Source organism: Flagellimonas okinawensis, assembly GCF_029194005.1.
Taxonomy (GTDB): domain Bacteria; phylum Bacteroidota; class Bacteroidia; order Flavobacteriales; family Flavobacteriaceae; genus Flagellimonas; species Flagellimonas okinawensis.
The window spans coordinates 684,523-707,904 of record NZ_JARFVA010000001.1 but is presented as its reverse complement, the minus strand read 5'-3'; the positions used below and the strand labels follow the sequence as shown (position 1 = coordinate 707,904).

General features: G+C 47.2%; 30 protein-coding genes. 9 read left to right on the top strand and 21 right to left on the bottom strand.

What is annotated here, in order from left to right; genetic code table 11:
- Positions 1 to 60: 60 nt before the first annotated feature.
- From PY091_RS03375 to PY091_RS03340, 8 genes are read left to right on the top strand one after another with little or no spacing between them, the layout of a single operon-like run.
- Positions 61 to 348 carry a hypothetical protein gene (locus tag PY091_RS03375; protein WP_090294840.1) on the top strand — a complete coding sequence of 96 codons (288 nt, stop codon included), beginning with the start codon at positions 61 to 63 and terminating at the stop codon, positions 346 to 348.
- A complete protein-coding gene (locus PY091_RS03370) occupies positions 348 to 626 on the top strand; it encodes a hypothetical protein (RefSeq protein ID WP_275648317.1) in 279 nt (92 codons plus the stop codon). Before PY091_RS03375 ends, PY091_RS03370 begins: the two co-directional genes overlap by 1 nt.
- Complete coding sequence (locus tag PY091_RS03365; RefSeq protein ID WP_163636518.1) at positions 619 to 3,030, top strand: TraG family conjugative transposon ATPase; 2,412 nt, start codon at positions 619 to 621, stop codon at positions 3,028 to 3,030. The genes PY091_RS03370 and PY091_RS03365 overlap by 8 nt, the downstream gene beginning before the upstream one ends.
- Positions 3,027 to 3,632 (top strand): conjugal transfer protein, encoded by a 606-nt coding sequence (locus PY091_RS03360; RefSeq protein ID WP_275648316.1) that lies wholly within the window; start codon positions 3,027 to 3,029, stop codon positions 3,630 to 3,632. Before PY091_RS03365 ends, PY091_RS03360 begins: the two co-directional genes overlap by 4 nt.
- The gene (locus tag PY091_RS03355) at positions 3,632 to 4,471 is read left to right on the top strand and encodes a hypothetical protein (protein WP_275648315.1); all 840 of its coding nucleotides are present in this window, start codon (positions 3,632 to 3,634) and stop codon (positions 4,469 to 4,471) included. Before PY091_RS03360 ends, PY091_RS03355 begins: the two co-directional genes overlap by 1 nt.
- 10 nt (positions 4,472 to 4,481) lie before the next feature.
- Positions 4,482 to 5,108 carry a conjugal transfer protein TraK gene (locus PY091_RS03350; protein ID WP_090294852.1) on the top strand — a complete coding sequence of 209 codons (627 nt, stop codon included), beginning with the start codon at positions 4,482 to 4,484 and terminating at the stop codon, positions 5,106 to 5,108.
- Positions 5,089 to 6,021 (top strand): conjugative transposon protein TraM, encoded by a 933-nt coding sequence (traM, locus tag PY091_RS03345; protein WP_275648314.1) that lies wholly within the window; start codon positions 5,089 to 5,091, stop codon positions 6,019 to 6,021. Before PY091_RS03350 ends, traM begins: the two co-directional genes overlap by 20 nt.
- Positions 6,018 to 6,803, top strand: a complete 786-nt coding sequence (locus PY091_RS03340) for a DUF4138 domain-containing protein (protein WP_090294857.1) — start codon at positions 6,018 to 6,020, stop codon at positions 6,801 to 6,803. Before traM ends, PY091_RS03340 begins: the two co-directional genes overlap by 4 nt.
- 271 nt (positions 6,804 to 7,074) lie before the next feature.
- On the opposite strand, the gene PY091_RS03335 is transcribed toward PY091_RS03340, so the two are convergent.
- From PY091_RS03335 to PY091_RS03235, 21 genes are all read right to left on the bottom strand, one after another.
- Positions 7,075 to 9,159, bottom strand: coding sequence for a copper-translocating P-type ATPase (locus PY091_RS03335; protein ID WP_275648313.1), 2,085 nt, complete (start codon positions 9,157 to 9,159; stop codon positions 7,075 to 7,077).
- Between the two features lie 19 nt (positions 9,160 to 9,178).
- Positions 9,179 to 9,472, bottom strand: coding sequence for a phosphoribosylpyrophosphate synthetase (locus tag PY091_RS03330; protein WP_090294862.1), 294 nt, complete (start codon positions 9,470 to 9,472; stop codon positions 9,179 to 9,181).
- A 6-nt stretch (positions 9,473 to 9,478) separates the two neighbouring features.
- Positions 9,479 to 10,129, bottom strand: a complete 651-nt coding sequence (locus PY091_RS03325) for a hypothetical protein (protein ID WP_090294866.1) — start codon at positions 10,127 to 10,129, stop codon at positions 9,479 to 9,481.
- Positions 10,126 to 11,019 (bottom strand): ribose-phosphate pyrophosphokinase, encoded by an 894-nt coding sequence (locus PY091_RS03320; protein WP_090294868.1) that lies wholly within the window; start codon positions 11,017 to 11,019, stop codon positions 10,126 to 10,128. The genes PY091_RS03325 and PY091_RS03320 overlap by 4 nt, the downstream gene beginning before the upstream one ends.
- A 16-nt stretch (positions 11,020 to 11,035) precedes the next feature.
- A complete protein-coding gene (locus tag PY091_RS03315) occupies positions 11,036 to 12,538 on the bottom strand; it encodes a thymidine phosphorylase family protein (RefSeq protein WP_090294871.1) in 1,503 nt (500 codons plus the stop codon).
- A 3-nt stretch (positions 12,539 to 12,541) separates the two neighbouring features.
- Positions 12,542 to 13,918, bottom strand: a complete 1,377-nt coding sequence (locus PY091_RS03310; protein WP_275648312.1) for an MBL fold metallo-hydrolase RNA specificity domain-containing protein — start codon at positions 13,916 to 13,918, stop codon at positions 12,542 to 12,544.
- Positions 13,905 to 14,762, bottom strand: a complete 858-nt coding sequence (locus tag PY091_RS03305) for an ATP cone domain-containing protein (RefSeq protein WP_090294876.1) — start codon at positions 14,760 to 14,762, stop codon at positions 13,905 to 13,907. The genes PY091_RS03310 and PY091_RS03305 overlap by 14 nt, the downstream gene beginning before the upstream one ends.
- A gap of 3 nt (positions 14,763 to 14,765) precedes the next feature.
- The gene (locus tag PY091_RS03300; RefSeq protein ID WP_090294878.1) at positions 14,766 to 15,596 is read right to left on the bottom strand and encodes a universal stress protein; all 831 of its coding nucleotides are present in this window, start codon (positions 15,594 to 15,596) and stop codon (positions 14,766 to 14,768) included.
- Entirely contained in the window at positions 15,593 to 15,763 is a 171-nt protein-coding gene (locus PY091_RS03295) for a hypothetical protein (protein WP_275648311.1), read from the bottom strand. Before PY091_RS03295 ends, PY091_RS03300 begins: the two co-directional genes overlap by 4 nt.
- A complete protein-coding gene (locus PY091_RS03290) occupies positions 15,760 to 17,127 on the bottom strand; it encodes an NAD(P)/FAD-dependent oxidoreductase (protein ID WP_090294879.1) in 1,368 nt (455 codons plus the stop codon). Before PY091_RS03290 ends, PY091_RS03295 begins: the two co-directional genes overlap by 4 nt.
- A gap of 2 nt (positions 17,128 to 17,129) precedes the next feature.
- Entirely contained in the window at positions 17,130 to 17,852 is a 723-nt protein-coding gene (locus PY091_RS03285) for a lycopene cyclase domain-containing protein (RefSeq protein WP_090294881.1), read from the bottom strand.
- An 18-nt stretch (positions 17,853 to 17,870) separates the two neighbouring features.
- Positions 17,871 to 18,149 carry a DUF5676 family membrane protein gene (locus PY091_RS03280; protein ID WP_090294883.1) on the bottom strand — a complete coding sequence of 93 codons (279 nt, stop codon included), beginning with the start codon at positions 18,147 to 18,149 and terminating at the stop codon, positions 17,871 to 17,873.
- On the bottom strand, positions 18,146 to 18,385 hold the full coding sequence (locus PY091_RS03275) for an SHOCT domain-containing protein (protein ID WP_090294886.1): 240 nt from the start codon (positions 18,383 to 18,385) through the stop codon (positions 18,146 to 18,148). The genes PY091_RS03280 and PY091_RS03275 overlap by 4 nt, the downstream gene beginning before the upstream one ends.
- Positions 18,386 to 18,451: 66 nt before the next feature.
- A complete protein-coding gene (locus PY091_RS03270; RefSeq protein ID WP_275648310.1) occupies positions 18,452 to 18,658 on the bottom strand; it encodes a hypothetical protein in 207 nt (68 codons plus the stop codon).
- Positions 18,659 to 18,720: 62 nt separating this feature from the next.
- On the bottom strand, positions 18,721 to 19,173 hold the full coding sequence (locus tag PY091_RS03265) for a hypothetical protein (RefSeq protein WP_090294890.1): 453 nt from the start codon (positions 19,171 to 19,173) through the stop codon (positions 18,721 to 18,723).
- Between the two features lie 24 nt (positions 19,174 to 19,197).
- Positions 19,198 to 19,515: a hypothetical protein gene (locus PY091_RS03260; protein ID WP_139150385.1), complete on the bottom strand. Its 318-nt coding sequence runs from the start codon at positions 19,513 to 19,515 to the stop codon at positions 19,198 to 19,200.
- Between the two features lie 20 nt (positions 19,516 to 19,535).
- Positions 19,536 to 20,693 (bottom strand): hypothetical protein, encoded by a 1,158-nt coding sequence (locus PY091_RS03255; RefSeq protein WP_090294894.1) that lies wholly within the window; start codon positions 20,691 to 20,693, stop codon positions 19,536 to 19,538.
- Positions 20,690 to 21,064: a c-type cytochrome gene (locus PY091_RS03250; protein ID WP_226789941.1), complete on the bottom strand. Its 375-nt coding sequence runs from the start codon at positions 21,062 to 21,064 to the stop codon at positions 20,690 to 20,692. Before PY091_RS03250 ends, PY091_RS03255 begins: the two co-directional genes overlap by 4 nt.
- Positions 21,065 to 21,171: 107 nt before the next feature.
- Positions 21,172 to 21,753 carry a helix-turn-helix domain-containing protein gene (locus tag PY091_RS03245; protein ID WP_036385881.1) on the bottom strand — a complete coding sequence of 194 codons (582 nt, stop codon included), beginning with the start codon at positions 21,751 to 21,753 and terminating at the stop codon, positions 21,172 to 21,174.
- A 166-nt stretch (positions 21,754 to 21,919) separates the two neighbouring features.
- Complete coding sequence (locus PY091_RS03240; protein ID WP_275648309.1) at positions 21,920 to 22,339, bottom strand: HYC_CC_PP family protein; 420 nt, start codon at positions 22,337 to 22,339, stop codon at positions 21,920 to 21,922.
- A gap of 283 nt (positions 22,340 to 22,622) precedes the next feature.
- Positions 22,623 to 22,802 (bottom strand): hypothetical protein, encoded by a 180-nt coding sequence (locus tag PY091_RS03235; protein ID WP_139297725.1) that lies wholly within the window; start codon positions 22,800 to 22,802, stop codon positions 22,623 to 22,625.
- 100 nt (positions 22,803 to 22,902) lie between these two features.
- Between PY091_RS03235 and PY091_RS03230 the strand changes: the two genes are divergently transcribed.
- Positions 22,903 to 23,319: an HYC_CC_PP family protein gene (locus PY091_RS03230; protein WP_417956552.1), complete on the top strand. Its 417-nt coding sequence runs from the start codon at positions 22,903 to 22,905 to the stop codon at positions 23,317 to 23,319.
- Positions 23,320 to 23,382: the final 63 nt, after the last annotated feature.

Sequence of the window (23,382 nt, the reverse complement as noted above, 5' to 3'; positions counted from 1 at the left end):
ATTGGATATTCCTGTACTTTTCACATATCAATAATCGTCTAATTCTTAAACGTTTACGATATGCGAAAATCTTTCTTCATTACCCTGTTCTTACTTTTTACATCTAGTGCTCTTTTGGCCCAGATCGGGGGCATCGAGGATTCGGTCAACGATATTTCCGATACCATTCGGGCCATATTCCCTATCATTCTTGGGGTCATCTTTTTGGTGGGCTTCCTTTTTAATGCCGGACATTTCTTTGGGGAGAACGCTGACCTAAAAAGGGGCATTACCCGGGTCTTAGTCTTTGTGCTGATTGCCGGGGCCGTTGTGGGCATCTTTACCTATCTCATCGGAATCGTGGTCTGATGAAACAGTTCGAGGTCTATAGAAATATACGAAAGCGGGCCATGATCATGGGACTGTCCATTTCCCTGTTTGCCTTGATGATGGTGTCTATCATCTGTTCGCTTTTGATCATCATTTTTTCTTTTCATTTTGGTGTCATCGTGTGCCTACTGCTCTTCAATGCCCTGCTCTATGGGGCATTGTTGCAGTGGGTGAAGAAACCCTTCCAATTCAAGGTAGTGCAAACCTTTCCCAAGATTATAAGCCTCAAACAATTGAATCCCATTGACTATGTCTAAGCTCAATTTCAATGCATATCACCCAATCCTGGATATCCAGAACCATGTGGTTTTTGGGAGCAATGGCGATGTGGTGTTGTGTTATCAAGTGGAATTACCTGAGATATACTCCCTTTCTGAGACGGATTTTGAGGAGCTGCACGGGATGTGGTTCCAGGCCTTTAAATCCTTGCCCGTGGGTGCTATTATCCATAAGCAGGATAGGTATCAAAAGAAAGGTTATGATGCTAGGAACCTTCCAAAGGAAACCTTTCTGGCCAAGGCCACCCATGATTATTTTGTGGGTAGGGAGCATTTGGACCATCAGAGTTATCTCTTCTTTGTACTTCCTCTTGATAAAGCCCTTAATGCCACCAAATATGTCAATCCCTTTCGAAAAGTAGAGAAAGGGTTGCACCGGAAACTGGATGTGCAGGTAGCGGAATTTGTGACCGCCGTCAACGATGCGGTATCCTATATCAACAACTCCAAAAGCGTGTCCATGGTACCCATGGAACCTGAAGCCATATTGGAGCATACCCATGCTTATTTCAATGGATACAATCTTGATTTTGATACGGATATCCAGTTTGGGAAAGGCCCCATAGAAATTGGTGACCATTATTTTGATGTGATGGCCATCAACCATGAAGAATGTTTTGGAGAAACCGTGCAAAGCAGTGTGCCCAACGGGAAATTCAGTTCGGACGGATTCAGTTTTCATAAAGGTTTTTTGGACGGTCTGGGACTGGAATTGGGGGAGAACCATATCATCAACCAAATCCTATATCTAGATGATACCCATCAATGGCGTAAACTATTGGATAAAAAAATTGAGGAACTCTCCAAGAGCTCCAATTTTGGTTCCCAGAACAAAGTGGTCCGCAACAAGGTCCAACATATCTTGGACAGGATCAATGGGGATGATACCGCACGAATAATTCGTGGCCATGTGAATATTGTTTATTGGCATACGGAAGTTGGGGTGTTGAAGCGAATTGCTTCTGGCATCAAGGCGCAATTGAAGGAACTGGATATACGACCCTATCATCCCCATGGGGAGGAGCGCAAACATTATTTTTTGAACTCCTATCCCAGTTATGCTTCCAACTTTTCCAATGAAGATCTTTTTGTGATGGACCTGAAGGCAGCCCTTTGTCTGTATATCAACAATACCAATTATCGCTCTGATGAAACAGGAATCGTTTTTAATGATAGACAGTACAATATTCCTGTGGTCAAGGATGTATGGGACGAGGGGAAAAGGCGTATCAAGGCCCGGAACTTTGCCATTTTTGCCCCGACAGGAGAAGGGAAATCCTTCTTGGCCAATAATATCCTACGTCAATACTTTGAGGCGGATGTACGACTGGTCATTATCGATTTAGGGGGTTCTTATGCCAAATTTGCCCAATTGTATCCCGATGATCACGTGGTCCTTCGCTATGAGCAAGGCAAGAATTTGGGTATTAATCCCTTTTATATCGCCGATCCGTCCGATTTGACCCCTGAACGACTGGAAGATCTGGCCCTCTTTCTTTTGGAGCTCTTGGCTGAAAACCAGGTGACCAAATCCAAGGAAGTGGCCTTGAAAAAAGTGTTGTTGCACTATTATGATGCTGTCAGGGCGGGGCATTCCTTGGCTTCCCTATATCAGTTTGTTGATAAGCACAAGGATACCTTGATCGAGGAGACCCGAGTTCATGAATCCGATTTCAATGTCTATGGATTTTTGCACATTCTTTCCGAATATGTGGATGGGGGACTGTACAGTTTTCTGTTCCATGTGGCAGAAGACCAGACCTATAAAATAGAGGACAAGCGCCTGATTGTCTTTGAACTGGACGAAGTGCGAGACAATAAGGAAATCCTGTCCGTAATGCTCAAATTGATCAAGTCCGCCATCCAACGCACCATTTGGAGGAACAGGTCGGAACGGGGCATTATTCTTTTCGATGAGTTTGCCAAGCAGCTTAAATTTCCCCATGTATTGGAGAGTGTGGAGTTCTATTACCAGGCCATCCGAAAGCAAAACGGGGCCATTGGTATCATCCTGCAATCCATCAACCAATTACCGGAAAATGCCACTTCGGCAAGTATCCTGGAGAATACGCAGGTCGTGTACAGTTTACGGAACGAGAAGGGCTATGATGAATTGGTTAGACGGTTGCACCTCTCCAACCATGATCTCAATCAATTGAAGTCCCTTAGAAACAACCTTACCGGGGTGCGCAAATACACCGAAATCTTTATCAAAATCGGGAAGGAAAGCAATGTCTTTCGCTTGGAGGTGCCCCCAGAGGTCTATGCCGCCTATCTCACCGATGGGGTGGAACATGGCCAGCTTATGGAGCTCTTTGAACAGTTTGGGAATATGGAACGGGCCATTACTGAATTTATAAATCAACAAAAGAAAATGATATGAGAGTAACAATAAAACAAACCCTTTGGAAGAATCCCAAGACTTTGATACTCGCTCTGATCTTGGCCATTTCCTTGCCCGGCCGTGCTACGGCCCAGGGAATGCCGGTGTATGACAATACGAACTTTATCAGCATGACCAAATCCCTGTTGGAATCTGCAAAGCAGACCTCTGAACTGCTAAAGACCGTGGAGTTTTTAAAGGAACAGAAGGACAATATTGTCAAAGTCAACAATACCATTAAACAATTGAAGGCGGTGCGGGAACTCGCACGGAACAATGAAATCCTTTTCAATACCGTGCAAAATGAATTGAGGGATATTTTGAATTCCCCCTATATCAAAGCCGGGGAGGTGGAACAGGTATCCAGAGCCTTTGAACAGATCATGGATACGGCCATTGATGATCTCGATTTTGTAAACCAGATTTTGTCCAGTGATTTTTTGAAGATGTCCGATGCGGAGCGCACGGCCATTTTGATGGAAAAAAAAGTGCAGTCGCAGGAAATGGTGGCCGAGTTGGAGGTCAAGACACGAAGGTACCGGGAAATCATCTCCTTTCGGCGTATGCAGGATATCATCAATAACCGGGAAACCAATTACTGATGGCGGGAATCTTTTTGGGCATAGGATTGGAATATGTGGATGCCGTCTTCCAGACCATCAAGGACAGTGATTTCTCCCAATATACCATTGTGGGGATGAAGACCCTGGCCGTACTGTTTTTTTTGATCAATATTTTGAAGAAATACAATGAGGGAATAGCTTCCACCGATGGCCATACCTGGGGGTTGACCCCCACGGAACTGGCCAAGAATTTTTTGGTGGTGCTCTTGGTCATTTTCTCCACTGAGGTATTGGGAGTGTTCGATGGGATCCTGGTGGCCATTGAGGCCCAATACCGGGACACGGCTCCGGCACTCCTCCCATTACAGTTGCAGGATGTGGACCTGGAACGGGATGTGGGTGCCTTGGAAGCCGCCAAGAAAGCCATGGCACTGTTGTATGAGGCCTTGGTCACTCCTTTGTACGGATTAAAGGTCTTGGCCTTTATCATCGGGGTCATTCTTTGGTTGATGGACCTGTTCATCTATCCTTTGTTCCTTGCAGAGCGATATTTCCTATTGGGGATCCTACAGGCCTTTTTTCCCTTGGTCATCAGCTTGGCCGTCTTTGAAAAGTTCAGGCCATTGGCCTATAATTATTTCAAGCTCTATGCAGCAGTATATATGCTGGTTCCCGCCTTCTTTTTGGTCAATGTCTTCGTCAACAACCTTTATACGGAGATCAGTACCAACTTCTGGGGGAACCTCTTTGGTTTTGATTTTGGGCGTGAATTCTTTGCCTCCATCATTGAACTCGGGACCATTGGCTTTATTGTCTTGCTCAAATTTAAATTGTACCGAAGGGCGACCAGTTTTACCCTTCGATTGTTCACCGGTTAAATTGAAGTCTATGAAAACACCTTTTAAAAGTATTGTTCATGTGCTGCGGCTCAACCGTTTTGTGGTTCTTGGCGTGGTTATCGCCTCGGGTTTGGTCTGTATGGTTGCTATGGTCCTAGTGGGCAGGATATACCGTGAATCGTTGAACGGGGCCTTCGTGGTCAATGGGGAAGGGGAGGTCATACCGCTTTCCTGGGCCGAACAACGAGATCATCTGGAAGTGGAGGCCCTGGCCCATTTGGAACAGTTTCATAGGTGGTTTTATGGGGTGGATGCCGGCAGTTATGAGAAGAACATGGAGAAGGCCCTTTGGTTGGGCAATGCCTCCGTTGGTGCTGTCTTTCAACAGAAAAAGGCAGACGGTTTCTATAACCGGTTGTTGCAATATTCCCTTGTGCAAGAGGTCATCCGAATCGATACAGAGCTGGATTGGGATGGGTCTTCCTTTGCGTTTAGGACCCAATTGCACATACGGATCAATCGGGGAACCGTCACCGATACCTATGAACTGGTGACCTCGGGACATTTGATCCAGGTGGAACGGAATTTTCCCCATAATCCTCATGGATTGTTGATCACTGATTTTTTTGAAAACTCACTTCGTAAACTAGAAACTCATGAAAACACAGAAGAATAAAATAGTTTTTGTGCTGGTACTGGCATGTATGGTACTCTTTATCACCATATATAGCATCGTCACTTTTGGTAAGCCAAAAAAGGAAAGCCTTGATGTAGGGAGGATCCCCATGCCGGATCTGGAGGACACTTCGGTGGAGTTTGAAACCAAACTGGAAGCCGTGGAAGCCATCAAGGTGGAAAAACAATCCACGGCACCACAAGTGTATCCCGACCACATGGTGGATGATAAAGGGTATTTCAATCCCGATTATATGGAATATGAAAAGCAGCGTATCATAGACAGTGTCTTTGATACCAATGCCTTTACTGCGAAAAAAGTTTCTGTGTCGGATGCAGGCGTAATGTCCAGGTTGGGGACTGTAAAGAAGGTAAAGGTAGACGATGAAAAGTTGACAATGGGTTCCCCAAGGACGGAAACGGAGCTAGGATTGGTACATCAACTGTTCTTTGCCTCCAATCCAAAAAGGAACCGTTCCGATGGAAATTTACCAACTACTGCTGTGGCCAAGGTGTATGTGGATGGGGACCAGACCCTTCGGGATGGACAACGATTGGACTTGCGACTCGCCCATGACTATGTTGTGGATGGGAAAAGGATGCCAGGAGGTACCCGCCTCTATGGCTTTGTAAAGATAAGGCCCAACCGGGTGATGGTGGAACTTACCCGATTGGGGACAACCCTTATGGATATGCAAGCCTATGATGCCCAGGATGGGCAGGAAGGGATTTATGTGAAGAACCATCTGCTGGGTGAAGTGGTGGATCGGTCTTTGGATGAGGGCCTTGGAGAGATCAATGTGCCGGGTGTGCCCCAGTTCAATGGGATCAAACGCATATTTCAGCGTGATCAACGTACCGTTAAAGTTCAGATTTCCGACCATTATCAATTTTTCTTAATACCTAGATCATGAAAACACTAAACGTCATCATTGCAGTAATGCTAATGGCCTATGGGCACACCGTATCGGGCCAAAAGGTTTTGGACACCATCCAAGCCAATTCACAAATGAACGTGGCCCTCTTTTTTCCCAGTCCCATCAAACAGGCTATAACGGGAAACACTAAAGCGATCTTTACCTATAACCGGGAAGAAGCTCAATATTTTGGGCTATTGCAGTCCACAGCCAACACCATTACCAACCTTTTGGTGGTCACCATGGACGGACAAGCATATGAATTTAAGGTGGCCTATAGGGAAAACGTTGCCCAAACCCATTTTTTTGTGGACAAGGCGCATAGCATTGGTCCAGTACAGCCATTACCTGGAAAAAAAGGGGATTCCTTGGCTTCCCACACAGCTCGATTTCCTCTTTTAAGGGGATTGCCATCAAGTGATGGGAATGGTGCCTTGGCATCGGTGCGAAGAAAGGGAATCCGATTGCTGTTGAAAAGGTTGGTCTACCGAAACGCTCAAGTATTTATGGTTGTAGAGGTGCGCAACCGATCAGGCATTGATTTTGAAGTAGGCACCCTTGAGGCCCTAAGGATAAATGGCAGCTTGAAACGGAGATCCTCGTATCAAGAAACCAGGTTGGAACCCCACTTTATCTTTGAACGACCCAAAATTATTAAAACCGGGACTTCCCAACGATTTGTACTTGTGCTACCCAAATTTGTCCTATTCCATAAGGAGCATCTAAGACTGATTCTCTTGGAAAGCCGTGGAGGCAGAAGGTTGGAGCTCAACTATTGACCTATCGATAAAGAGAAGTGGAATCCCTTATAGGGTATACACTTTAACATGAAAACAAAATTTTGCCATAACAAAGGTTATAATGGTTACCAAGAAAGGAAATAAATTAGGAATGGTACACCTCAGGAAAAATGGAACTGGCTTCCAGCAGTATTAATACCAGAATCCAGTATTCTCTTCGTAGTGGCCTAATAGGATTGCGGGAACACTGAAAATCCGTATTGCTATTGGGAATGCACCCTTTTATATGCTAAATTGCTCTATTTGCCTATCATCCTTTTATCTGATTACTTCCTATCTTACGTTTTAACAACTGCGCATTGATGGCCACAATGATGGTGCTCAGGCTCATGAACACCGCACCGACGGCAGGGCCCATGACAAACCCTGAGGAATACAGTACACCGGCGGCCAACGGAATGGCGACCACATTATAGGCCGTTGCCCAAATCAGGTTCTGGATCATTTTGTTGTAGGTGGCCTTGCCGAACAGGATGAGATTGGCTATATCCTTGGGGTTACTGTTGACTAAGATGATGTCGGCGGTTTCCGCCGCAACGTCCGTACCGGAACCAACGGCAATGCCCACATTGGCCTTTGCAAGGGCCGGGGCATCGTTCACACCGTCCCCGGTCATGGCCACGAACTCGCCCTTACGTTGGAGTTCTTCCACTATTTCCACTTTTTGGTGGGGCAACACTTCGGCATAATAGCCATCCAAACCGAGTTTTTCGCTAACGGCCCTGGCCGTTTTTTCATTGTCCCCAGTGGCCATCAATACCTTGATGTCGTTCTTCTTGAATACCTGAATGGCCTCTTGGGATTCCGATCGTATCTCATCGGCCAGTGCAATGTATCCGGCCAGTTTTTCCTCGATCAACACAAATACCACGGTTTCGGCGGCATCGCTATAGGCGTCTTTGGGAATGGGAATGTTGTTGTCCCTTAAAAAACCGGGACTGACCACTTTTACCGGTTTGTCCTCCACGGTTGCCTCGACCCCTTTTCCAGTGATCGCATGAAAGTTCAAGGGATTGGGAATGGTGACCTTTTTCTCTTGGGCCCTTTTGATGATACCCACGGCAATGGGGTGTTCCGAGCTTTGTTCCAAGGCACTTGCCAGGCGAAGGACTTCATCCTGGGAATAGTTGTCATCGACCGATTGGATTCGGGTAACGCCAAAATCACCTTTGGTCAGGGTCCCCGTTTTATCAAATAACAAGGCCGATATCTTCCGGGATTCCTCAAAGGCGGTCCTGTTGCGGATCAATAGGCCGTTTTGGGCGGATACCGCGGTGGAAATGGCCACCACCAAAGGGATGGCAAGACCCAGGGCATGGGGACAGGCAATGACCATAACGGTCACCATGCGTTCCAGGGCATAAACAAAGGGGAAACCCAGGGCCAGCCATACCGCCAGGGTTCCAAAACCAATGGTCAAGGCGATATAGGTTAACCATTTGGCGGCCCTATCGGAAAGGTTCTGCATTTTGGACTTGGTCTTTTGGGCCTCTTCCACCATCGTGATCACTTTGTTGAGGTAACTATCCTTGCCCGTGTGCTCCACTTTGACCTTTAAGGTGCTGTTGCCATTGACCGAACCGCCGATCACCTTGTCCTTTTCCTCTTTCTTTACAGGTTTCGATTCCCCCGTGAGCATGGATTCGTTCAGGTAACTGCTGCCTTCGACGATGGTACCGTCGGCTGGGACCTTTTCCCCCGGCTTGACCAGTATGATGTCATCTTTCAATACCGCTTCCAACGGTATGTCCTCTATGGTTTCCCCTTTGACACGGTGTGCTTCGGCAGGCATCATGCTGACCAACAACTGTAAGGCTTTTGAGGCACCAAGGACGCTCTTCATCTCTATCCAATGCCCGAGTAGCATGATGGCTATAAGGGTGGACAGTTCCCAGAAAAAGTCTTGGCCCTTCAGTCCGAATACGGTGGCCGTGCTATAGAAATAGGCTACGGAAATGGCCATGGAGATCAAGGTCATCATTCCCGGTGCACCCTGTTTTATTTCTGACCAAAAACCTTTCAAAAAAGGCCATCCCCCATAGAAATATACAATGGTGGAAAGCCCGAAAAGAAAGTAAGGGTTACCGGGAAGCAGGAATTCATATCCAAAGAAATCCTGGATCATCGGCGATAGGAACAAGATGGGTATGGTGAGTACCAGCGTTGCCCAAAATCGCTTTCGAAAGTCGGCGATCATCATTTTGTGGTGGTCGTGGCCCATTTGGCCATGTGCGGGGTTGTGCCCCGAATGGCCCCCGGGGCCATGGTCCATTTTGGAGTGGTCGGTCTTATCGTGGTTCATCTGTGAATGGTCGTGGTGTTGGTGCTTTTCCATGATCGGTCCTTTTTATGGGTTATCGTAATTTTTTTCTCATTTTTTCAGAAATGTTTTCGGCATAGACGCCATAGGCATCCACCAGGATGCCCCTGATGCCATCCTTGGAGGATATGGCGTACAGCACGCTGTTGTCATCGGTGCTGCTCATCCCCTCAAAACGATGGGTCTGGTCGACCTTAAAGTCCTCCGGTCGAATTTCGATTTTAAGGGAAGCGCATTCCAGGCAATGGGGCTTGAGGTTAAAATCATAGGTATAGCCCTTTGCCTGTAAATCGGATATGGCTTCTGAAAGGGTATCGTAATTTTTCATGGGCTTTCAATTATAGGTCATCGTGAAATAACTTTGGTCCTCTTCGGTAAATTTCTGAAATTTCAATAAACCGTCCTCGTTCAATTCCTCCTTGACGGTATAGTGGAGTTGTTTTATCCGTATGCCCAGGGCATAGGCCTTGATCTCGATTTTTGAATCAAGTTCATTTTGCCCGTTGTCCCAAGTCCGCCCGTAGATCCGTATCAGGCTCTTGGATCCAAAAAAGTTCAAAAGGCCCGAATCAAAGGTCAACTTCATCTCAATGTCCCCAAGGTGGTCCAAGTCATACAGCCCCTTGAATCCCGTGGATGTGGCGTTGATCTCGGTCTCCTTTGAACCTGGGTCGGAAAACGGGAAGGCCATGACCATCATACTGGCCTGATCGGGCTTGCAGCTATAGAGGGTGGAGTAGGTGTCGGTCGGTTCGTTGTCCCTATCGAACATTTGTGCGACCACCTTAATGGCATAATTGCCATTTTTCTCCATGATCGCGCCGACTTTGAACGTTTGTTTGTTGAGCAATGCTCCTTGGCCATCAAAATTTTCCCGTACGATGGATCGGCCTGAAATTTGGCCGATAAGCATGTCCGTCTGTCCGTTCGCGGTGAGAGCGAACATCAGGAATGGGAACAATAACAAAAAACCTTGTTTTTTCATAAGTGATGCATCATTTTTTGTACTTCACTTGCCAATATACCACTCAAATCGATGGCATTCGATGGGTGGGGGATGGTATTGCAGGTCACCACATTCCCGACCCCGGCGGCCAATAGGTCACCATAGGCATTGCCCGAGAATACCGCGTGGACACCGATACAAACTGGTGGTTTCATGCCCGCATTTTTAAGATGGCCGACAGTCTCGATCATGGTTCGTGCCGTGGATATGATATCATCCACCAAGATCGGGGTGGCATCCCTGTAGGTATCTATTTCGGGGACCGAAACTTCCACGTCCCGATCGCCGTGGCGAATCTTTTGCAATACGGTAAATGGGGCACCGGCATTCTTGGCGACCTCCGAGACCCACTGCTCACTTTCTGAATCGGGGCCGATCAATACCGGATCTTTGATATGTTCCGTTATCCACTTGGATATGTTGTCGGCCGCGGGGATGACCTTGTTGGGGATGGTATAGACCTTGCCCAAGGAGGTGATCCTGTGCAGATGGGGATCCACCGTGACCATGCTATCGGCAAAGCCCGAAACCAACTTTCCGAAAAATGCAGCGCTCACACCTTCCCCTTCCTGAAAGATCGTATCCTGTCGCATATAGGCGAGATAGGGGGCCACCAAACAGGTACACTTTGCCCCGAGTGCCTTGGCGGTGTGGCTTAAAAAATAGAGGGGCAACAGTTTCTCATCCGGTTCGTGAAGGGTACATACCAGGACAACACACTTGCCTTCCACCTTTGAAAGGATGCGTGTGTAGGATTCCCCGTCGGGGAATTTCCTCAAGATGGCCCTTCCCACTTCGGCATTCATTTGCTTGGCCATAAGGGCAGTGAGCTCTTCATTTCCGGGTAGACTGAACAAAATGGTTTCCATAGGTGTTGTTTAAGTTTTATAGGATGGTTATGATGTCTTCATGATCGTTTTTATAGTCCAGTGCATATCGTAGTTCACCCTCTGTTACCGCATGCAGGGTATAAAGGGTTTGGCCCTTTGTTATACGGTCCCCCAAACGGACGTACAGTGAAATCCCTGCGGATTTGGCCCGGGGCGCCCCTGAAAGCTTGGCGAGCTTGGCAATTTTTCTGTTGTCAATGTGGTGTAGGACACCTGATCTTTCAGCTTTGACCTCCAAGGTATGGGGTGCCGGGACGGGGAGGGAGAAACGTCCCTGGGCTTCACAAATGGAAATGAATTTATCGTAGGCCTTTCCCGATTCCAATACTTGAAGTGCTCTTCTGTTGCCTTCCCCTGACACCACCTTTCCTGAAAGTTCCAACAGTTCGCCTGCCAATAAAACAGCACGTTCCTTTAGGTCCTGTGGGGCCTTGGCCTCATTTTTCAACACACTGAGCACATCCATGGCCTCCAGGGATGGTCCTATGCCCCTTCCCACAGGTTGGGTACCGTCCGTTATCACAATCTTTACCGTGAGGCCAACGGCCCTGCCGACCGCCTCCATATCCCTCTGAAGTTTTTGGGCCATCTCCATGCTTCGAACCTTGGCGGTCTCGCCCACAGGAATGTCTATGACCACATGGGTGGAGCCTGCGGCCGCTTTTTTGGATAGGACCGAGGCGATAAGTTGCCCTTCACTATCGATATCCAAGGCCTTTTCAATTTTGATGAGCACATCGTCCGCAGGGCTCAGTTGCGCTGTTCCGCCCCACACAAAACAGCCTCCTTCCTGGTTTACGACCCGCTCTATTTCATCCGATGAAAGCGTAACGTTGGTCATGACCTCCATGGTGTCCGCAGTACCTGCCGGGGAGGTGATGGCCCTTGAGGATGTTTTGGGCATCGTTAGTCCATATGCGGTGACCATGGCCACCACCAAGGGAGTCGTGCGGTTGCCGGGAAGTCCACCGATGCAATGCTTATCGACGATGATGCTTTGGTTCCAGTCCAGGGTTTTGCCCGAGGTGATCATGACCTTGGTCAGGTCGGTGATCTCATCCAAGTCCATACGGTCACCGGCACAGGCCGTGATGAAGGCCGACAGGTGGATGTTGGAATAGTCCCCCGCAAGGATATCCGTAATGATATGCCCATAGGCCTCACGGTCGAGTTTGTTGTTGTAGATCTTTGCCCTGACATGGCCAAGGGACGCTATGGGCTCCAAATGGGAGACGTGCAACAGGTCGTTTTCGGAAACGTCCAGTTTCTGGGCCGCAGCATCGGACAGACCGATCTCACCGGGTAAGAGCATGTTCGAACTTACCACGTTCAGGCTTGCCACAATGGAACGGGGTGCCTTGGAGACCCTTATCCGGACAAGGGCTTCGAATCCTTCCGATTTACAGACGTGGCAATCATACCGCATGTACACCACATTTTCATTTTGGGTGTATATGCCAAGGTGTTTGTATGTTAAGGTGTTTGAATTGGGTTCCATGGTCTATGCGATTTCTTCGATTTGATATAATTGTGGGATCTCGGCCTCCCAACCATAGGTTTCCTTGATGCCCCTTTGTAGGGCGATGGCACCATCCTTTTCCCCATGGACGATGAATATCCGTTCCGGTGCATTGGCCATCCTGTCCATCCAGCCCAGGAGTTCCTCATGGTCCGCATGTGCCGATAGGCCTTCGACCTCGCAGACCTGCATGTTGAAAGGCACCCATTTTCCATATACTTTTAGTTCTTTTTCACCTTCCAACAGCTTTCTGCCCCGGGTACCCTCGGCCTGATACCCTACAAAAAGCAAGGTATTGTTCGGGTTTGGGGCCTGGGTCTCTAAATAGTTGAGCATTCTCCCCCCGGTTAGCATCCCGCTTCCCGCAATGACGATTTTGGGGCTATGGTCCATACGCAGCTCCATGGTTTCACGATAGCTGCTTACCACGTTGAAGTGGGAACACATCTCATCACATTCATGGTCTTCCAACTTGTGCCAATCCCTTGTACGATGGAAAAGCTCCAATACATCGGTACCCATCGGACTGTCCATGATCATTTGGACCTTGGGGATTTTGCCCTCCTTCAGCAACCTCCAAAAAATGAGCATCATGAGCTGGGCCCGTTCTACCGAGAAGCTGGGGATAAAAAGGCTACCGCCCCTGGCTATGGTGTCCTGGACCAATTTTTCGATCAAGGGGAGGGCTTCCGCCTCATCGGGATGGAACCTTCCACCATAGGTCGATTCAATGAAAAGCACATCGGCCTTTCTCGGTTTTAGGGGTGGGTAAAGCAATAGGTCCTTGGTTCTTCCAATATCCCCTGAAAAAACAAAGCGCTTTCCGTGTATATCCAAGTCGATATGTGTGGCTCCCAGGATGTGTCCGTTGTATTGGAACCGTACCCTTATGCCATCGAATAGGGTAATCCATTGGGATTGGGGAACCCCCTTGAAATGCGGAAGGGTCTTTTCCACATCCTTTAGGTCGTAGAGAGGTTGGGCAGGACGGTGTTTCGAATAGCCCTCCTTATTCGCACGTTCGGCTTCCTGCTCTTGTATTTTGGCAGTGTCGTTTAAAATGATCTTTGTGATGTCCAAGGTGGGATATGTTCCATAAATGGACCCATTGAATCCCTGTTTCACCAATCGGGGAAGATATCCCGTATGGTCCATATGGCCATGGGTGAGCAATACCACATCTATTTCCGAAACCGTTACGGGTGGATATTCCCAGTTTTTAAGGCGCAGTTCCTTCAGTCCCTGGAACAGTCCACAATCCACCAGTATTTTTCTGTCTCCTGTGTCCAAAAGATATTTTGAGCCGGTGACCGTACCTGACGCCCCCAAAAAATGAATGTTTGTTTTATCTAGGTCCATGACTATGGGTTTTGCATAATTCCCTTGAATCGTTCAAGATGTTTTTTTGCCGGGATCTGGAGATTCCCATGTCATCCAACAACATTGGGTTTTCGTGGATGTCCTTGCAAAGGACGATGCCCTTATCCAGTAATTTTGTTTTTTCCCCTTTGGTAAGGGTCGTCAAGGCGGTCAAGGGATGAAGACCCGCCTTGTCTATTCTATCCTTGAGTCCGTTTCCGTTCGGATGGTCCCAACTGCACAGGAGCAATCCAACACAGTTCCCATATTGGATGGCGTCAGTGGTCAACCGGGTATTGGTGTACACCCCACCTTTATGGAGTTTGGCACCATGTCCCTTTTGGCGGACCCATTGCTTTTCCACATCCAGAAAGCGGGAATGGATATACAAAGGGGTCTTGACATTGCAAAACCGGCCTTGGTCACTGTGGTATTTGCATTCGATCATATAATGTACATTTTCCTTTTGGGCTATGACATCCACTTCGTGCTGTACGCAATTGCCCGCTACTATGACACCTACCTGGGTGGAGAATCCTTCGCGCCCCATGAGTTCACCGACCAATTTCTCGAAGGGAAAACCGGAGGGGCCCAATTCCATCAATGCTTTTTTGAGCTTGTATCTAGAGGCACTCACACGGGACTTTTTCCGAAGCATTGTAAAGGCCAGCTGATATACTTTTTTTGTGGTCATGCCATCCTGGATCTGGTGCTCGACTTGCTCCACAATTTGTTGTATGAGTACATCGCTTGCGCGGGCACGTTGTAAGGAATGGATCAGTTTTTTACGATCGAACGGGACTACATCGCCCGAATGTTTGATAAGGTTAACGGATTTGGCCATGGCTTAGAGGTGTAAGGTCATTACGGGCAAGGACGCATGGTTGGTGACGCCCTCGGCAATACTGGTTCGGAACAGGCTTAAAAACCCTGTTTTGCCGTGGGTGACCATGGCGATAAGATCAATGGGATGCTGTGCAACAAAGGTATTGATCCCCGTTTCAACGGAAGGTTCATTATAGACCGCCAGCGCATAGTTTTCCAATCCCGGGAATTTCTTCAGCAAATTTTCAATGGGGGACAGGCCCAATCGGATACTGTTGTGGTCGGTTTCGGTATTGATGCGCAAGAAGTGTATCCGGGCATTGCATTTTTTGGCAATGGAGATGACCTTCTCGAAGGCTTGGCTGCAATCTTCCTCAAAGTCCGAAACGAACACGATGTTCTTGAAGGGAAAGTGTAGCTTTTCATCCTTTACAACGATAACGGGGACATGGGCCTTTCGTACAATTTGTTCCACATTGCTTCCCGTCAATTCGCGAACGACTCCTTTGGTACCGCTGCTCCCGGTAATGATGAAGTCATGGTGAAAATGTCCCGAATGCTCCAGGATATCTGCTTGTCCGGCATCAAACTGAAGAAAGGTCCGGCACTTCAGTCCCTTCCGTTCGGCCGTTTTTTCCAACTCCCGTAAGGCGGCTTTGGCCTTGCCGATCTGTTTAAGGGTCTCCGGATAGCGCTTTTCCTTTTCCTTATCCAGCTTTATCCAATCCACGGGTGTTTTCATAAGGTGCAAAAAATGGATCTCGGATTGGTATGCCTTGGCCATTTCCAAGGCCAATTGTGCTGCTTTTTCACAGTTTTTGGAAAAGTCGGTGGGTACTAGAATATTGTTCATGGCTCATAGGGTTTTATGTGTTCTGCAATTGTGGTCGTGTCGTCCAGATATATCCATTGGACGTTGTTCAAAAATTGGATGCTACCCCTGAAGGGTCCATGGAAGGCCTTTCTTTCAAAAATCAGCCTCCCTTTGATCACATCATAGGATATTGGTTTCCGCTTCATTGGACTTTTTCTTTATGGTTCCCGAAGTTTCCCGTTCTGGATTTTTTAGGTGGGCCTTGGTCTGGAGGGCTAAAATTCCTTATAATCAAACGGTTGCCCTTTTCATAGGTGAAATAACTTGCGGCCCAGTTCAAACCGACCAGGATTCTATTTCTAAAACCACTGATGGACATAAGGTGAACGATGGACCACAATAGCCAGGCGGGATACCCGCCAAACCTGAATTTGCCCAAATCGGCGACGGCCTTGCGCTTGCCCACTGTGGCCAATGATCCCTTGTCTTTGTAGGAAAAGGGTTTTGTTGGTTTTCCATGAAGGGTGGCCCAAAGAGACCGCCCAAGGTACCTGCCTTGTTGGATGGCTACCTGCGCCACTTGGGGATGCCCTTTGGGAGTCGTTTCCCCGATCAAGGCGGCTATGTCCCCAATGGCAAAAATATTCCCATACCCCTCAACATGTAAATGGGGATCGGTCTTGAGCCGGTTGCCCTTTACCACTTTATCAGGGGCAATGCCTTTGGGGAACTGCCCCTGCACCCCTGCGGTCCATATGAGGTTTTTTGCCTTGATCTCCTTTCCACTTTTTGTGGTGACCACACTACCGTCATACCCACTTACCGATTCGTTGAACAGTACGTTTACCTCAAGTTCCCTTAAATAGGCCAGTGTCTTGGTGGAGGCCTTGTCCGACATGGTGCCCAATAGTTCGTCAAGGGCTTCCACCAAGTAGATTTCCATGGTGGAGGATGGGTACTCTGGATAGTCCTTTGGCAGGATGTATCTACGAAATTCGGCCAAGGCCCCTGCCATTTCAACCCCGGCCGGACCGCCGCCCACGATGACAAAATTGGTGAGGGCATCGCGTTCCTCCCCATCACAGGTAATGGCGGCCTGCTCCAGATTTTGCAGCATCAAATGCCGGATGTTGAGGGCATCACGTATGCCCTTCATGCCCAAACTGTTCCTAGCAACGCTTTCCATACCAAAAAAGTTGGTCGTTGTCCCAGTGGCCAAAACCAGGTAATCATAGGAAACGGCCCCCTTGTCGGTCACTACCGTATTGGACAAAGGTTGGATTTCTGATACTTCCGCCAATCGGAACACTAGGTTTTTGAAGCCATTGAACTGCTTTCTGAATGGGAAAACTATGCTGTCCGGTTCCAGGGCACTCGTTGCCACTTGGTACAATAAAGGCTGAAACGCATGAAAGTTGTTTTTGTCCAATAGGACCACTTGAACCTTCTTGTTTTTCAATTCCTTTGCCAAGGCCAGTCCGGCAAAACCACCGCCAATGACCACTATCCGGGGCATACCCGGCTCTGGTAGACAGATTATCTTTGATGTGTCGCAATTTGTTGTGTCCATGTTCAATTAGGGTTTGGGTCAATGGATAGGGTTTCGGATTTCACGGTTTTTCTCCAGAATAGGTGTTCGTACAAACCGGACCAGTACATTCCAAAAGTGAAAGCGAACCATAGCTCTTCCATGGGAATGCCGAAAACAAGGATACCGGTAAGATTGTCCAGGTTCCAGTACAGATCGACGTATTGGGGGTAGAAGGGAAGTATGCTCCCGAAATACAAAAAATACAACAAGGTGAACAGGAAGCCGCCCACCCAGACCTTTCCCTTTAGATCGGGCCTGCAATAAAGGGTGGCCAACCCACCCGCAAGCAGGGCCAAAACACCACAATAAATGGGATTAAGCTTGGTGAACAACGCCATGGGGACAAAGACCAATGCGGGCACAAAAAGAAGATATAGGTGCAGATTATGCCTTTTATGATGGCGCTCGATCAAAGGGATTTTGGAAAGGACCCTTCCAAATATCAAATTGTAGAGCACGGTGCCTATCCCACCTATCGCAAAGGAAAACAGCAAGCTTTCCAGGTCAAAACCCGTTTTTTCGGCCAATTGGAACAAAGAGGGGGGAAGCCAATATTCCGGCACGAACAGGGGCTCGGTCAATCCAAAGGGCATGGTGATAAGACTCATCTTGAGCATTTCTTCCCTATACCCTTTTTTCAACACAAAAAGGAGTGCCCAGAGTGCCAGGATGATAAGGGACCATATGAACCAAACGTACTGCATGATCTTCGAAACGTAAGGCTATTTTCGATGTTTGATCTGGGCATTGTAAAGCCCACCTATGCACGCCCCGATGAGCCAACCTATGATGAAGGTCTGTACAAGCCCCAAAAAAGCCTCGGACAGGGGCACATCCATTCGTATGATGCTGGTGGTGTCCAATCCGTGCAGTAGACTGTTGAAAAAGGATATCGTACCCTCTTTGCCGGCCGTTGCCATTACGATCATACAGCCCAAATAGATTATGGCCCCAGTAAGACCAAAGGCAAAGCCTAATTTTTTTACATTAAATCGATTCATGGTTTTTCTGTTTTAGATTCATTGTCAGTTTGAAGGACCTTTTTTGATTCCTCAAATTCCTCCTTGGAAATTTCGCCTTTCGCAAATCTTTTTTTTAAAATTTCCAGTGGGCTATCCTCTTGGTGCCTTTTATAGGGAATGTCCGATGGGATAAAGAATATCCAAGCCAAAAAGATGATCCAGATAATCCACCATATAAGGTGCATACCTCCAAAATGTCCGTCGTAATAATGCATGATACTTGATTTAAGGTTGTATTAAAATATTTCGTTCCTTGGAGTCCATGGGTGCTATTGTTCCGATCAACCCTGTTCGTTTTCCCTGTCATGGGTGTGGCCATTTCCACCATGTCCATGCGAACCGTGCGGTATGAACAGGTGGATGGCGAACATGACCAGGATGAAAATGAAAAGGGAAGCGCCCTCGCCCATCCCGATTGAAGGCGCCAAAAAAATGAACAGCAGTGGTAGTCCACATCCCAGGACCATCCATATCCAGTGATTTTTCATGAGATATCCGTTTTAGTTGTCAAGAATTCAAAGTGTTCGGCATGGCCGATCGAACCCATGGTCTAATGGTTCATCCCCATTCCTTTGTCCCCCATCATTTTCATGCCGGATTGAATGCATTCCTCGCTCATCATCCCTTTGTCATGCATCATTTGCATCATTTCGCCCATCATCTCGCCATCCTTCATCATTCCGTTCATCATGGAATGCATCATTTGTCTGTTGCCCATCATTTGGTTCATCATGGTGCTGTCGCCCATCATCATTTGCATGCCTTGTCCCTTCATCATGGTGCCCATCATTTTTTTGTTTCCCTGCATCATTTGCATGGCATGGTCGCTCCCTTGCATCTGTTCCATGAATTCCATCATATAATCATGGTTTTGTACCAGATCTTTAAGGATCTCGCTTCTTGTTTCCTCGTTTTGAAGCAAGGCTTCTACATCGGTTGATTGTTTGCAACCGTTTAAGGACATAAGACCCATCACTGAAAAAAAAATTACTAAAGTTCTCATTGTATATGAATTAAAGATTATACGTCAATTGGCTGATTTCAGAAAGGTTTCGATTTTGGTGATCTCCTCTTCCGTCAGGTTGGCCCGAACCCGCATGTGCAGGCTTATGGTTTCCCAATCGGTATCGTTGTAATCCGCGGGTGAAGGGGCGATATGACATCGGTTGCACACCTCGCCCCAGAGCTGCGCCCCGGATTTTTCAATTTTGAAATCCACTTCACTCCCCGCCACCTCGGTCGCGGTATCCGTCGCAATGGGTTTTTTATTGGAGGAGCAGGCGACCATGATCGATGCCATGACGGACAGGATTATTGCTGCTTTAAAATTCGTTGTTGTTTTCATTTCACTTTCTTTTTTTGATTTTAAAATCCAATGGCCCAATGCACAAACAATCCATTGGTTCGGGTCGTGCCATCACTGTCATGACCACCTTCCATCTTGGTGGTTTGATAGCTGAGTTTGACCACGGAACGCCAACTCAGCCAATAGTTCAAACCAAAAGCGTACTGCGTTGACTTCTCTTCCCACTCCGCTCCTTCAGGGGCGTTAAAATCGGAATATCGACCCACAAATTCGAGTTGCTTTATAAAGTCGCTTCCCGACATGATGGGGCGATAGCTCAATTGTGTATAAAAGGAGCTGCTTTGGTTGTCAAAGGAGTAAGGTTCGGAAATCCCATCTTCGATTTCATAGTAGGTGGCGGTATCCACATTGGAACTGTTGTACTGGGCCTTGATGTCCACAACCCCTTGTAAGGGGGTGATCGATTTTACATAGGAAAGATCCAGCGCCCAAAGAAAGGCACCCACTTCCTTGTAATCGGAGTCCTCTGCGCCGGTACTGTTGGTGGTATAGGCGGAAATCCCCCATTCCATGGATGAATCCGAGAGCGGGAGTAGGCCGATCCTGCCACCCAAGGCCTTGGCCAGGTTCACATCTTCATAATAACCGAAATCCAGCATACCCGCTTCTTCAGGCTCCTCACTTCCATCCTTGATGCGCGGACCGTTGGTCACATAAACCGCATAGTTCATTTTGGGACCGCCCAGATCGAATGCCCCCCTGAGTTCGACACCGATATCGGAGGCCGGTGCAATTCCGTCGTGACCAAATCCAAGGGGTCTGCTTGGAAGTCGGTTGATCCATGCAGGGTGCAAACGCTCCATAAAGGTTCCAAAGGGAAGCAGGAATTTACCGGCCCTTACGGTCATGTGCTTGTTGAGCACATACATCACATCGGCATATTCCAGTCCCGTTTTCAATTCATTTCCTTCGAGCTCAAACTCCAGTTCGGCCTCGAACATGAGCTTGTCGGAATGCTTGTAGAGGAATATAGGGGCGAATGTGGCCCCTAGAAAGGTGGATTCTTGTTCACCACCGGTATCCAAATATTCAAATCCGGTGTGTCCGTAACCACGCAGCATGAACTGCGTCTTACTGGGTTCAAAGGTGTTGTAGGTCTGGGCCAAAGCCGAAGATCCCAACCCTAAGATAATTAGGGTCATTAGTAGTTTTTTCATTTTTTCAAGGTTCTGATATAGTTGATCAATTCCCATCTCTTGTTTTCGGGAAGTGCGGTTTCATAGGAAGCCATAGGGGGCTTACCGTTGGTCAATTTCCAGAATAGGGCACCGTCCGATTGGGACTGTACCTTGGCACTGGTCAAGTCGGTGGGTTTTGGGGTCAATCCGGCTCCGCCCATGCCGTCTCCCTTACCCTTGGCCCCGTGGCAGATCACACAGAGCATTCTGAAGGTCCGTTTGCCGCTTTCTGTCGCCGTGGCATCATTTTTTAAGGGATTGTTCAAATTGTCCGCACTGGCCGGGGCTTCCCATTGGGTCTGTGCTCTGGTCGCCTGTAGGGCCAAAAGGGTCATTAGGAACGTTAGCATTATGGGTATTGATTTTTTTGTGTAAGTTTCATTTTATTATTTGTTAGGTTGTTGCGTTAAAACTACTGTTTGACCTGACAGGCCATCTTCATAATATTCCTGGATTTTTATATTATTTCGTCAAGAAAATCCCTTTGCCACATTTGTCCGTTTTTGTAATCCGTCATGCTCATCCCCATAATTTCCTTGAACTGTGCGGACAAATGGTTGACGCTGCTGTAATCGAGCATATAGGCGATATCGGAAAATGAATATTGTCCCAGTTGGATAAGCTCCTTTACCTTTTCGATCTTGAGCTTGATAAAGTACTTTTCGATCGTGATGTTTTCATTTCTGGAAAAAACCTTGCTCAGTACTTTGTAATCGCGATGCAATAAATCGACAAGGTAGTCCGAGGTGTTCCCTTTGTGGTTAATCGGGACGTTGGTCACTAAGGAAATCAAGCCTATCTTGATTTTCTCAACGATCATTTCCTCTTCGCTTTTGGCTATTTCAAAGCCATTGGAATGTAGGACGTCCACGACTTTTTGGTCAACTTCGGCAATCCCTATTTCCGGGGCATTTACCGTAAGTTTCCCCAGTTCAAGGGATAGAACCTCAATGCCCAGGTCATGCAATTCTTGTCTTATGACCTTGAGGCATCGCCTACAGACCATATGCTTTATCCAGTATTCCTTTTTGGAATCCATGGTGTCTGAGTTATTGTTAAGCGTAAATAATATCGGGTCAAAACCCGATAGGAGAATCGATCAGGATATGCCGTCGTGGAGATAGCACACGACAAAAAAGGTCATTTAGTGGCCATGACCAATGTGAAGAGCGAACGATTGCATTGACGTTCCGCCAGTGTAAAAATCAAATTAGGAAAGTTTCATGAAGGACAAGGAGATCCTGTTCGATCCACGGGGGATCGTAGTCTTTAAAAGGGATTATGTTTTCCTGTAGCCCTTCGAAACAATCGATATGGTAAAAAATAAAGGCATTTAGAAATACAAGTGTGCCGAAATCAAGGTCAAAGGAATCCAGCATCAGGTCATCCTTGCCAATATTGGCATAGGTATCGGTGCTGCAGCAATCCTTTTGTTCCAAAGAGCACTTCCTTGAGGTGTTTTTGGGATTTTGAAGCTTTTGGTCGCAGGGTTTTGCTTTGCCGGTCACAGAAAAACTGACCAACTTGTTACAGCAAAAATGGGCATTCGATGCAAAGGAAGTGGTACTGATCAATACAGAACAGGCCAGAAACAGGGACAATATTTTCGATGTGGTTTGCTTCACTTCCTAAAGTTACTAAATTTTGTTTAACTCGCTAAAAATCAAACTGTAATCAATTATGCAGTTATCCATATGATTACTGTTTGTGTGTGATTTCAGCAGGATTTGGTTCCAAATGTAAGGTATGGGATTCGGAAAAAACATGACAAATATCAGGTTTACCAAAAGTACTGGCATTGGGCCACCACAAGGATCACAATACTATACTGGTATACAATATGTGGGGAAAGGAATGACCGTCAGCTGTCCAACGATCGGATTCGGTATCGAGGAACTTTAAGGTCTGTTATGGTTCGATTGAAGACAAGGGTTCCACCTTTAATCGGGTTGAAAATACAATGCTATTGGTCAGGGTTCCATCCGTTGCCAGTAAGGAGGGCCTTCGAACCACGATGTGCTTTATACCGTCCCGGACCAGATACGATGGTCGTATAAATGATTGATGGTCAAAAGTATGGGGTGCCATGGTCGGTACTTTGAAAAGCAGGGGCTTTATGCGGAATCCTTGTATAAATTGTGTTAAATTTAATGAGGTTGTTAAAATTTTTGTAGTTTTGTAACCGCTTATGAGAGTATTTTGGTTCAAAATATTATCTTGTTTTATGGCACTCAACGTGCTGGCATCCACCTTTTCCTTTGCGGTGGCACAACACTATTGTGGGGAAGATCTTGTTGATTTTTCCTTCTTCGGTAAAGCGGAATCCTGTGGAATGGATATGCAGCAGCCATCGGATTCACACCAGCACAAGCTGCAGAAAAAACAGTGTTGCGATGACGAAACGCTTTCCGTACAAGGAAATGGGGATCTATTGCTTTCCGTTGAAAATTTAAGTGTTGGGGAGCATCAGTTCCTGGTTGCCTTCACGTACAGTTACATCAATCTTTTTGAGGGATTACAGGAAAATATAGTTTCTGTCGTACATTACCCTCCGCCCCTTTTGGTCAAGGATATTCAGATTCTTGATCAAACTTTCCTTATTTAAGAGCATATCGATGACGTTTGGCCGTGCTATGGTTTTTGGCATGGCCCTAGGTATTTATTGCCT